Source organism: Microcoleus sp. B7-D4 (assembly GCF_036705125.1).
Taxonomy (GTDB): Bacteria; Cyanobacteriota; Cyanobacteriia; order Cyanobacteriales; family Microcoleaceae; genus Microcoleus.
In genome coordinates, this window is the sequence record NZ_JAUBTT010000066.1 from 1 (window position 1) to 11,620 (window position 11,620).

At 43.1% G+C, this 11,620-nt stretch carries 9 protein-coding genes; 4 read left to right on the forward strand and 5 right to left on the reverse strand.

What is annotated here, in order from left to right:
• Positions 1 to 141: 141 nt before the first annotated feature.
• Positions 142 to 390, forward strand: coding sequence for a chlororespiratory reduction protein 7 (locus QUB12_RS24465; protein ID WP_333144430.1), 249 nt, complete (start codon positions 142 to 144; stop codon positions 388 to 390).
• A gap of 264 nt (positions 391 to 654) precedes the next feature.
• Here the strand turns inward: QUB12_RS24465 and QUB12_RS24470 are convergent, their stop codons facing one another.
• From QUB12_RS24470 to QUB12_RS24480, 3 genes are all read right to left on the reverse strand, one after another.
• Entirely contained in the window at positions 655 to 1,035 is a 381-nt protein-coding gene (locus QUB12_RS24470) for a hypothetical protein (protein ID WP_333105913.1), read from the reverse strand.
• Positions 1,036 to 1,162: 127 nt separating this feature from the next.
• Entirely contained in the window at positions 1,163 to 2,317 is a 1,155-nt protein-coding gene (locus QUB12_RS24475; RefSeq protein WP_333144429.1) for a transposase, read from the reverse strand.
• A gap of 212 nt (positions 2,318 to 2,529) precedes the next feature.
• On the reverse strand, positions 2,530 to 3,696 hold the full coding sequence (locus QUB12_RS24480) for a glycosyltransferase family 4 protein (RefSeq protein ID WP_333144428.1): 1,167 nt from the start codon (positions 3,694 to 3,696) through the stop codon (positions 2,530 to 2,532).
• 766 nt (positions 3,697 to 4,462) lie between these two features.
• Here QUB12_RS24480 and QUB12_RS24485 point away from each other — a divergent pair.
• Complete coding sequence (locus tag QUB12_RS24485) at positions 4,463 to 4,591, forward strand: hypothetical protein (RefSeq protein ID WP_333308802.1); 129 nt, start codon at positions 4,463 to 4,465, stop codon at positions 4,589 to 4,591.
• Between the two features lie 463 nt (positions 4,592 to 5,054).
• On the opposite strand, the gene QUB12_RS24490 is transcribed toward QUB12_RS24485, so the two are convergent.
• Positions 5,055 to 7,349: a DEAD/DEAH box helicase family protein gene (locus QUB12_RS24490; RefSeq protein WP_333308804.1), complete on the reverse strand. Its 2,295-nt coding sequence runs from the start codon at positions 7,347 to 7,349 to the stop codon at positions 5,055 to 5,057.
• A gap of 398 nt (positions 7,350 to 7,747) precedes the next feature.
• Between QUB12_RS24490 and QUB12_RS24495 the strand changes: the two genes are divergently transcribed.
• Both QUB12_RS24495 and serS read left to right on the forward strand, forming a co-directional pair.
• Entirely contained in the window at positions 7,748 to 8,392 is a 645-nt protein-coding gene (locus QUB12_RS24495; protein WP_333308824.1) for an iron uptake porin, read from the forward strand.
• A gap of 505 nt (positions 8,393 to 8,897) precedes the next feature.
• Positions 8,898 to 10,178, forward strand: coding sequence for a serine--tRNA ligase (serS, locus tag QUB12_RS24500; protein ID WP_333105906.1), 1,281 nt, complete (start codon positions 8,898 to 8,900; stop codon positions 10,176 to 10,178).
• Positions 10,179 to 10,415: 237 nt separating this feature from the next.
• Here the strand turns inward: serS and QUB12_RS24505 are convergent, their stop codons facing one another.
• A complete protein-coding gene (locus QUB12_RS24505) occupies positions 10,416 to 11,432 on the reverse strand; it encodes a hypothetical protein (protein WP_333105905.1) in 1,017 nt (338 codons plus the stop codon).
• Positions 11,433 to 11,620: the final 188 nt, after the last annotated feature.

Consider the following 11,620-nt stretch of genomic DNA (forward strand, 5'->3'; position numbering starts at 1 on the left):
ACTGAGGGATAACCGCTCCCATGCTCCCGATGAAGTAAGAAGCAAATGTCGAGACTTGTCTAGTATTTGTGTAGCAGTTTATACTTTGGTTCGCTTAAGTGTACGAAACTTTAGAAATAATTAACCTCAACCTTTGAAACTATGTCACTGTATGACGAAGACACCTTTGTGGTGTTAGAAACAAACCAGCCAGAGCAGTTTTTGACTGCGGCGGAACTGTTAGAAAAGCTGAAAGCCGTGTTAGCCGAGGAACACGAAGATTTGCCGCAGGAGGTGGATAAAATATCTGGCGTGGAAGCTCAAGCCAAGTATTTAATTGATACTTATTGTGAATTAGATGTCGGGTATGGAAAATTTTTGCAGTGGTATGCAGTGCGCTTGGAAAAGTAATTTTGGGCATCGCGCATTGGGCATCTGGCATCGGGCATCGGGCATCGGGAATCGGGCATCGGGAATCGGGCATCGGGAATCGGGCATCGGGAATCGGGCATCGGGCATGGAGAATTGGTTATTAGAACCAACAAGTAACAAATACCAAATAACAGGTAACAAATAGCAAATAGCAAATAGCAAATAACAACCAACAAATAACTTATGCCCTATGCCCTATGCCCCATGCCCCATGCCCAATTCCCAATTCCCAATTCCCAATGGTTAATCTTCTAACTGTTGAACCGATGATACTTCTACTGCGGTAACATCGATCGTACCGGGCGGTGTCAAGCGACTAAAATGACCTTCCTCTATTTGCAGAGGTTCGCCGCAGTTGGCACACTGAAACTGAGTTTGATTTAAAGCTGTAAATTCGTATTGACAAACTGGACACTTATCTTCAATTAAATTGCGTTTCAGCCACCACTGAAGCGCGAAAAATGCGACCACAGGTGTCAGCAACAAAAAAGCTACTACAATCAACACTGATTTAACTACCCAACCCAAACCAATTGACACCAACAAACACGCGATGCCCAGCAGTATCAGCCAATTACTAATACGGGGTAGCTTGAAAGATATTTTGGGGCTGCCTTGGTTCACGGTGGTCTCCTTGGGTGTCTTTGCAGGTAGGCATAACTGCTACATAAGATTGACATAAAGCGGACAAGACTGACATCTCGGACACTTAAAACTTATTTCCTGTGTCTGCGTAGGGAGTCGGCTCCTTCTACTCAACAGGCGTTAATTCAGGACTAGCCATCCTTACTCGATCTTTTGGGACTGATGCTAAATTAATCGCAGCATTCAAGTCTCGATGACAATTGTTACCGCAAGACTCACAAACAAACATTCGCGCTTGAAGTGGCATCGGTTGAACGTGGCTGCAGCTTGAGCAAGTTTTAGATGAGGGATACCATCTATCTACCAGTTCGACAACAGTGCCGTAAATGGGAGATTTATAAGTGAGAAAGCGTCGAAATTCATAAAATCCTGAGTCTACTACTGAAGAAGCCAGTTTGTGATTGGCCACCATCCCAGAAACATTTAAATCTTCGATGCGGATGTGAGCATACTTCTGACTGATTTCTGTCGTTGTTTTCTGCAAGAAATCTCGTCGCCCCTGAGCAATATCGGCGTGTTGTTTAGCCTGATTGCGATAAAATTTCTGAGCGTTTTTCGAGGCTTCAATCCCAAGTTTTCTATTGCCTAATTGCTTGTTTCGATTGCGGTACTGTAGTTTCCCTAGCTTGATTTTCGCTTTTTTTAGGGAATTTGGCAGTTGGTATACCGTACCGTCACTCAAGGTGGCAAAGGTGGAAACTCCTAAATCTATGCCTGTCGGTTCGCATACTTCATGATACAAAGGGGGGATTCTGTCAGCTTTTATTGTAAAACTGACATACCATTTTTCGGCCCTACGGCTGATGGTAAATGTTTGAGAGCAACAGTTGTACCCGATAGATTCTTTCAGGCGAAACGTTCCCAATGTGGGAATTTTTATCCGATTTCCAGCTCTCAGAAATATTGGCCCATTGCTGCTGTCTACGGTAAAGGAGTCCCCGCCTTTCTTGCGTTTGAAATTAGGAAAGCCACTGACCCCGTTAAAAAAGCGTTCTAGGGCGCTATTGAAGGCCCGGAAAGCATTTTGATAAACGCGAGATGATAAAGTGTTAGTCCATTGATATTCTGGTTGTTTTTTGATGAAGTTTGTGAAGGTTTTTTTGATGAGGGCAATTTTTCGAGTACGGCTAACTTTGATATCCATCACGCCCAAGTAAAGGGTACGAGCCAAGTTATAGCAAAACCGAGCGTAACCGGCGTGTCGCGCCATCCTTGTACGTTCTGAATTGTTGAGTTTGAGTTCTAGCTTTAGGGCGTACATAGGCTGGGGAGAGAGTCAGGACTGCCTTCTTCGGATACTAATTTTACCAGTCGCAGCCCACAAAAGACAAGAAAACGGTGTTTTTTTGTCCAATATGTCTTTAATGTCACCAAAAGTATACGAAACTGCCGTTTAGTATCACCTCTATCCTACTCACAAATTCAGGCTGTCGATCGAGTTAATTTTCCCATTGTACACCCAGAAACCGCTCTCTACGGCATAAGCTTATCTGAGTCAGAGGGTTGAAAAATTCCTAGTAATGATTGACAAAGGGATTCAACACTAAATCTTGCGAGGGTTTGTTCCCTCAACCAGTGGCGATCGCACCTTTTATCCTCCCCTCGCAGCATTTCCACACAAGCAACCGCTACTGCTGCTGAATCTCGGTGGGGAACTCGCCATCCCAGTTTACCATCTTGCAGCGGATCGGCTGACCCGTCTGCGTCCCCCGCGAGTACGGGTACTCCGCAAGCCAGCGCTTCCAAATAAACTATACCGAACCCTTCCTGGGAGGGCATTACATAAGCATCGGCCAACTGGTAATGTGCTGCTAAATTTTCTGTCGGTACAAAACCCGCAAATATTACTCTTTCGGTAACTCCCAAGTCATCAGCGAGTTTGGCTAATCTAGATCGATCGTCTCCTCTGCCAATAACTAAGTATTTCACATTCGGAAAAGTTTCGGCTATTTGCGGCAAAGCTTGAATTGTGACATCGACGCCTTTGTAAATATCGCTCGATCGCAATCTGGCTACAGTCATCAATATTTTAGCACCAACCAAATTGTACTGCTCTAATAAATCCTGTGGCTTGTGCCGAGTCGTAAATATATTTACATCTACCGTACAAGGCACTATTTGGAACTTTTCAGGATTTAATTGGTTAATTTTGCAAGTGCGGTCGCGCGTGTACCTGCTAATAGTCCAAATACTGTCAGCTTTACTCATTGCTGTTTGATATTTGGGCCCAAGCGGTTCCCACACTTCCTTGCCGTAAGTTAAAATTGTGTAGGGAATTCCCAAGGGTTGGCACAGAATTTGAATTAGCGGTGCGAGTTTGATGTGACCGCAAAAAACCCGCTGCGGTCGTTTTTGCAGCAAGCGAGTTAGTAATACTGTAGCAAAATTAAGACGACCAAACCAGAGATTCTCGGTTTTGAGATAATAAAATTTCAGATTTCTTGACTCGTAAGGATTGTTGCATTCTTCGGAATCTCGCAACAGCAAAACTTCAGCTTGTGGCGGCGAGGTCGTGTTTGCGGTTATGGACAGGTAAGCTTTGAAAATGTCTTTAACGTAGGATTGTATGCCGCCTTCGCTGGCAAATATTTCTAGGAAACAGAATAGGTGATTTGTCGATCGCATCTCAGATTTAGGCATTGACAGCGCAGACAATTATTGCAGTATAGTAGTGATTTTGCCAATCCGGGCGATCGCCATGATCCAGAGCTTTTAAACCATGTCAATATGACTGTAGTTGTAGGTTTTACAGGCAAATATTTGACTCGCCTACTCTCACCGTTGGTTTTGAGCGACTATCTGCTTTTTTACTAGGGCTTTTTAACGGGCTGCATCGGTGAGTGCGAGACTTTGTTTGCAGTTTACTATAATCTACCGTAATTGACTGTAAACTTAATGATTTTTTACAATATCCTACCCAAGCAAAATTTAAGATTTATTAAGTTGGCGCAGCGCGTCCGACCCGACTGCAGATTAGCAGATCGGTGGCGATATAGGCTCTCGCATCTTTAGTTTGTGCTAAAAGTTTTGTCTATCCAAAGATAGATATCGAGCCAGTATTGAACTGTTATCATCAGCAAATATAGAGAGTTAAATTTAATATGACTCTGCCAGGTTTTAAACACAATTTCTGAAAAATTTTGTCGAAAATATTCTCCTAAAATTTTCTCAGATACTGCTCAAATTAATGCTCATAAAGCCTTTAAAAAAATCAAGCCTCGTTGATTTTTTCGCAGGGAACACAGAGCCTGGATATTCGTATATTGTCTGTTCGCACAAGCAGTCTAACGAGCCGAGCCAGAAAGTTTTACGAGAAGAAAACAAACAAGGTTTTGTACAATCATGTACGAGGAAAAGCCTGTCACCTAAAAAATTAGGTATTCGAGCTTAAACCTGACCAAAGCTAATGTTAGGTTGGCAACGTCATATTTACGAGCAACTCTCTCCAAACGATCCTTCATTGGAGTTTGAGGTGAAACGAGTAACGATCGCACTCAGTCTTTTGGCGTTGCTGATTTACGGTATGAAAAGCTAAATAGAACCCTCCTATAAACCAGTATCCACAAAGCTTTTGGATTTTAAAGAGATTTTTTTTCATACCCTGATTAAGCAACGCCTAGAAGCGCAACTATCAGCAAGCCATCATAGATCGTGAAAATGCGATCTACGAACAACTTTGGCAAGCAGGAAATGTCGATGACTTGACCGTTAAAGTTTGCTATAGACGATCGCTATTTCACTCATCAGCAAATATTCTCAAATGATTTGATGTGTTTTAGAGGGCGATCGCCAATAATCTCTCCGAACTCAACAACGAAGTCTACTATATTCGCTTGCCTAATCTCGAACTGAAATAGATAATCTTAATGGACTTATCGATTCGCCATAACGGTTCGTTTGAGCGCCTGCAAGTAACCTTGAACTCAGTACCAATATCTTTCAGCAGTCTGCTCCAAGCGAATTGTTATACTGCGGATTCGTTCAAGCTTTGCGACTCACTACCTTTTTAGATTCTCCAACCGAGTTTTTTCTGCGTGTGCTTTGGGCGACAACACTTGGAGATTTTCCAATCTAGTTAAGCCACCTTCTGACATTGGTATAATGTGGTCAATTTGAAAATCTCTTCGCATCTGGCTCTTAAACCCACTAGAGGCACAGACGATGAATCCTTTCCCGTCAGTATACTTGGCAAAGACAGCATCCTTAATATCCCGATACTCTGCTGGATCACGCTCTCGGATTTCCACAAGTGAAAGGCTTTCTAATGGAACTGTATCAGGAATTACAATGGTCGGGGTAACTGTTAGATCGGGGTAAACTCCAAGTAGCTTATTGATTTCGATATCTACCTGTTTCTTGAAATAAAGGTAATTATATCCAAATAAAACCTGCCAAAAGGATTTACTGTCATTCCATAGCGATGTAAGATATTCAGTCACCTGCCTAAGTGTTAAATCATTCTCGTAGATATGTCTTGCCACAATTGACAAATCACACTTTCTACGCTCACTAAAAGCGATGAACTCTGGCTCCATCTCCTTTTGAGCATAGAAGCGTAAAATATTTTTAACATCATCATCTCTGTATCCAAGCAGGAAAGGATAGTCTGGGAAGTAGAGGTTCTTCGTTAGTTGCAGTAAATATTCCAGCTCCTCGTCAGTCAAGACTTCTCTATTTTGGATATTTACACTCTTAAATACAGCATCTAGGTCATTAACAAAACTATCATAGGCTTCCTCAGTGCCGTTATATAAAAGTACATCATAGTTTCTAGACACTGGTTCAGCGTTTCTAGACACTGGTTCAGCAGACTCAGAAGATTCAAGAATAGAAAAGCGATAAATTCCAACAGGAACCCGCCTCAGAAAATCTAGTTTTTCTAAAGCAGTAGTGTCGATGGAATCATCCATCATACGGGCAAACTCTTCTATCTTTTCAATTGAGATAAGTCGAGCAATTCTCTTCATTGTCTCGATATCTCTATCAACAAACTCAGCGCCATCAATATCAGTCAATTTTTCAGGATTAACCCAGTTAATCTTATCTTCCCAATTATCGATGAAGCTTACAACATAGGCTTTTTCTGTACCTCCTGCTTTCTGTCCGCGCAAAGCCCTACCAATCATTTGGGTCATTAAAAGTGTAGAAGTAGTTGGGCGTGTCAGAAAAACTGTTTGAACATTAGGCAAATCAGTTCCTTCGGTCAACATTTCTACGTTTATGAGAACTTCGAGTTTTCCTGCCCTGAAGCGCTTGATTTTTTCTGAATTTTCTTTTACACAAATTGTAGATCCAGTGCCTTCGTCTATGATTTTTGATGCCACGAAGTCAGATTTTATTCCTCGTTTTTTAAATAATCCGTTTAATGCGATCGCGTGTTGGATGTCAACTGCGAAAACCAGAAGGGGCTTATACTTTTCTCGGTTCTCAACATAGTGATCGACAATCCGTTTATTGCGGATACTCGACATCGCAATTTTTTCGGCAACCTTCTTAGGTAATTTGTCGAAGTCCTCAATTGATCTAATATCTCTGTCTGTTAATTCTTTATAGAAATCTAGCTCTGTCTCTAAGTTCTCGAAAACTGGTTCTGCAAGAATTCCTCTTGTAATGAGCGTCCTCAAGTGTTCTGAAAATATAATGTCATCGGGAAAAACTTTTTTAACCAAACCTTGCTCACTTTTATCTGTTCTGAATGGAGTTGCTGTCAACCCTAACATTCTGAAACCATCTGCTTTTCCTCTATCTTTAAAGTTTTGCTTAATGCTGTCAATTAATTTTCGATAAGTCTTTGCTGTTGCATGATGGGCTTCATCCACTACTAAAAGTATCTCATTAGAATGATTAACCCAATTATCTGTGAGGTAATTCAGCCCACTGTTTAAACTATCTTTGCTGGCAATGATAATATCATCAGTCGGTTGGATGTTAACAGGGCGATCGTGATTGTTGGTATCACCAGAAATCACGCGATATCTGAATCTTTCAGTATCACTCAGTAATGATGGGTAGGCACTAAACTTTAAAGTTTCAAACGCTTGATTAAGTAGCTCATGTCGATGAGCAATCCACAAAACTTTTTTTCGCTTATCGATAAAATTGCGTAGTAACCAATGAACGGCTGTTAACGTTTTTCCACCACCCGTAGGCAAAACCAACAAACCCTCAAAAGGAGACTTGTTTTTCTGAGCCAGTGCCTTAATTGCCTCCTTTTGATGGGCGTAAAGTTCTCTAGGATTTTTGCCTTTATTAACTTGAATTTGACCTGATTTTTCAACTTGAATAGTTTGCATAGTAATGGAAAACTGAAGATAACTTTAAATTGGTGGCTTGTCCGACTGCTGCTCTATCGATAACTCCAAAGTAGGTAAACTCTGGATAATGACAGATAAGCTTTCGGCTGCACCTCCACCGACAGAACAAGCAGTATAGCTATGTATTATCACGCAACTGAGGTTTAATTCCTATTTTAATGTAACATAACCGCAGCTTTTATTACAAGGTCAATGCGATCGCCTCAACAATCATCTTTATCAACCTGATACTCCTGCGATTTAAATACTTAGCCCTGTTCAAATTCAGGTCTTATCAGCTAGATTCCCAAAGCGAACGGCTATTTTAACAGTTGCTTGGGCAATTGAATCGGTTGCTTATCTTGGGGGCTATCTTGAGCATCGTCGTAAATCTCCGATTGGGATTCAAGTCCTCTGGCGAGGCTGGTCCAATTTACATGATCTTTGCCAAGGTTGGCTCAAGGCTAAAAATCATACTTAACGGGAAAAGTAAGATTGGCGTAGCCTATTCTCGTACCTTTGCACCAAGCGGTAAAGCCGATCTCACAGGCGGTACGGGCAGTTTTCTGGCTGCGCGACCGTTTGGGGACAATATTGCTACATCCAGCGATTCTGTAGGCGTACAAGGATTCTACCGCCTTGCTCCCCGGTTGCAAGTTCACGGTTGGGGCGTTTATACTCGCGCCAATGCAGAAAATTCTGGTGTTAGCAGCGTTTCTGATGGTAGAGGTGGCGTGGTTTTGCTAAATGTTGACGGTGACGATCGCGCCGATATTGTCTATGCAGCGATCGGGATAAGTTTCCCAGATGTCGGAGGTGAAGGCAACCTACCGGGGATTTTAGTGGGTTTACCAGGTCGCGTGACGAGCAGTAATGTCCGCCGCGAGCGAGATACTTCCTATCACATTGAAGCGTTCTATCGCTTTCAGGTCAACGACAACATTTCCATCACCCCTGCTGCTTGGGTCGTTGTTAATCCTGAGAATGACAGCCGCAACGAAACTCAATGGGTTTGGTTGCTTCGCACTGGCTTTAACTTTTAACCGGAAAGATATTTTACTAACCTAGTCCAGGACGCAAAAACCCAGTTTCTTAACGTAATTGCCTCATTTGAGACGATAATCGCGAGAAACCGGGTTTTTTAGACTGATAGTGCATCCAGGGCTTCATATCGTTTGCGGTGGCATCGGAATAATAAAATCGAGTCAACAGTTAACACTCAACCATTCAGTTTTTCGACCCGCCCGTCAACAGTCAACAGTCAACAGTCAACAATCACCTGACGGTGCAACCGGAATTGATCTCAATTCGATGCCACACAACAAAAAACCCCTACCATCGCTGGCTGGGGTAGAAAATTATCAGGGTGCATCTACTAATATTTGCAACTATAACATACATTTGTGGGGTGTCACCCTTCAGGGGTGACACCCAACGAGGAATTTAGGTCAGAATAAATTATGATTTAATATGCCAATGATTAACAAAGCTTCTATATCATCTCGTTCTGTCCCAGCCGATCTAAAATTTAAGATTTAGAATAAATCTGTGCTAGACCTCAAATTAATCCGAGAAAACCCGCAAGCCGTGCAAGAAAGCCTCAACCTGCGGGGAGGTAACTATGAAATCGAGCCGATTTTGCAATTAGACAAACAGCAGCGGGAGTTGGAAGGCAAGCGATCGCAACTACAAGCCCGCAGCAACGAAATTGCCAAACTCATCGGTCAAAAAAGAAAATCGGGTTTACCCCTCGAATCTCCCGAAATTCAGGAACTGCAGGCAGAAGGCAACGCAGTCGGCACCGAGTCGAACGAATTGCAAGCACAGGAAAAAGAGCTAAAAGCTCAAATAGAAGCTTTATTGCTACCGCTGCCAAACTTGCCGGGTTCGTCAACGCCGATCGGCAAAAATGAAGAGGAAAACGTCGAAATCCGGCGCTGGGGAGACGAATACATTCCCCAAAATTCCGGTATTTTACCGCACTGGGAAATCGGCGAAAAATTAGGAATTATCAACTTTGAACGGGCAGTTAAAATCGCTCAGCCCCGCTTTGTAAGCTTAATGGGGGCTGGTGCAGCCCTGGAAAGAGCGATTATTCAATTCATGCTGGATCGCCACACAAAAGCAGGTTATGTAGAAGTCATTCCCCCATTTTTAGTTAACACTGAATCCCTCACCGCTACGGGTCAATTACCCAAATTTGCTGAAGAAAGTTTCAAGTGCGACCAAGATGATTTGTGGCTAATTCCTACTTCCGAAGTTCCGGTTGTCAATTTGTACAGAGGTGAAATTTTGACAGCAGAACAGTTGCCAATTTATCACTGTTCTTATACTCCTTGTTTTCGCCGCGAAGCTGGCAGTTACGGCAAAGATACGCGGGGATTAATTCGGTTGCATCAATTTAATAAAGTTGAATTGGTGAAACTCGTGCATCCGAGTACCTCCGAGGCAGAACACGAAAAGTTAGTGCAGGATGCGGAGGGAGTTTTGCAGGCGCTGAAATTGCCTTATCGGGCGATCGTACTGTGTACCGGCGACTTGGGTTTCGCTGCTGCCAAAACCTACGATTTAGAGGTGTGGCTGCCATCTGCGGGCAAATACCGCGAGATTTCCAGTTGTTCCAACGTCGCAGATTTTCAGGCGCGGCGGGCAAATATTCGCTTTAAAGAAGCGGGTAAAAAAGGCACTCAATTCGTTCACGCCCTCAACGGTTCCGGTTTAGCTGTGGGCCGGACAATGGCGGCAATTTTGGAGAATTACCAGCAGCCCGACGGAACTATAAAAGTGCCGGAAGCCTTACAACCCTATTTGGGACGGGAAGTTTTATAAGTCACTCGGCGATTGAAATCGCGACTATACAAACGAAGTCCGCGCAACGCGAGACTAAGAAGTAACACTGTTAGAACCCCGACTTCTTCAAGAAGTCGGGGTTCTGGATCTTCTGTTTTTTGAAGTGGCTCTAATTATACCAAATCAGGCATAAATATCCTCCTTATTTCTTAGTCCGCCGAATCATCTTTGTTTGTGTAGTAGCGGTTTCAACCGCTGAATCATCGACGTGGTAATTTATAGTTTAACTAATGCTTCCTTGATATCGATCGCCAAAAATCTATCCAATGCTAGATACATCCAATAAAGAGATAACTGACTATCGCTGCTAGTCTTCTGAAATCCCAAAGCCAGGGACTGTTTTTCGTACATGGGGTGAATCATCAGGGTGTACAAGTCGCAAAGATTTGGAAAATCTGTTTGCATTTCGCCTAAAACTTTTTGGGCGTCTTCGAGAAAAGCAATGCGGTATTCTGACAAATACTGCGGATCGATCATCCAACTGCGGATAAATACTGACTGGCAATTTATATCTCCTGGTAGCGCCATATTGAAAGGATCGATATCGGAAATAGAACTTAAATGAAGGCTTTTGCTAGGAGCGTTAAAAAAATTGACTTCAGATTCGCTAACTGTGGGATAAAGTAAGTAAAACCCGACTGGATTGAGGTTATCTGAGCGCCGCAAAACTCGCATTCCCTTTGAGTATTGACTGGCAAAAAGCCGGAGTATTTTAGCAATTTTGTGGGGAACGGCGTTAGTGTTGCGGTTCATCCAGTTGTAATTGGTAGCTAATAAATTGGCAACGATAATTGCGTCGCACCGAGGGTTGAAATCATCTAATTGGAGTTGTACAGGATTTTGAGGTTCGGCGCCCTCGAAAATTTCTGAAACTGGTTGAATTTGAATTGCCGTAGTGTTACCGTCAAAGTGTTTTGCGATTAATCCGAGTGCTGCTAATTTATCTAACATCATTCCGGCGGCGCGATCGCTCCCGCGATCGGAATCGGAGTAAAATAGTTCGGCGGCTTCCCGGTGAGTGCACTGCACTTCTGTTGCTGGCACTTCCAGTTTCGCCAGCGGTGGTTTGATACGGGGCTGGCTTTCCTGAAGCTGTTTCACCGATAAGTAAACCCAAAGCCTGATAAAGCATTCAGCCCTAGTGCGAGTTACGCCTAGTCGTTTCATCAACAGCGAAACAGCCGTGCGGCGTTGAGAAGGAGAATACCAAGTATCTAGTTTTGCAATATCCATTTCAGTCGGGAAGCTGCGAAGGAACTCTAGTTACATATTGGCTCAATTACCATAAACTTCACCCCGCTTCAGGTTACTTGTTGCCTCTGTTGCTCAACTTGCCTGATTTCCGGCGACTCTACAAGATAGCTGCTTGCTCCTTGCAAGTTCACTGCTTCACACAGCACAATCAATTTTAGATGTTTTCT

What these genes read in the sequence shown, in the direction of transcription:
- QUB12_RS24465 (WP_333144430.1), top strand. Translation starts at nt 142, where the DNA reads ATGTCACTGTATGACGAAGACACCTTTGTGGTGTTAGAAACAAACCAG.
- QUB12_RS24475 (WP_333144429.1), bottom strand. Translation starts at nt 2,317, where the DNA reads ATGTACGCCCTAAAGCTAGAACTCAAACTCAACAATTCAGAACGTACA.
- QUB12_RS24480 (WP_333144428.1), bottom strand. Translation starts at nt 3,696, where the DNA reads ATGCCTAAATCTGAGATGCGATCGACAAATCACCTATTCTGTTTCCTA.
- QUB12_RS24485 (WP_333308802.1), top strand. Translation starts at nt 4,463, where the DNA reads ATGTTAGGTTGGCAACGTCATATTTACGAGCAACTCTCTCCAAACGAT.
- QUB12_RS24490 (WP_333308804.1), bottom strand. Translation starts at nt 7,349, where the DNA reads ATGCAAACTATTCAAGTTGAAAAATCAGGTCAAATTCAAGTTAATAAA.
- QUB12_RS24505 (WP_333105905.1), bottom strand. Translation starts at nt 11,432, where the DNA reads ATGGATATTGCAAAACTAGATACTTGGTATTCTCCTTCTCAACGCCGC.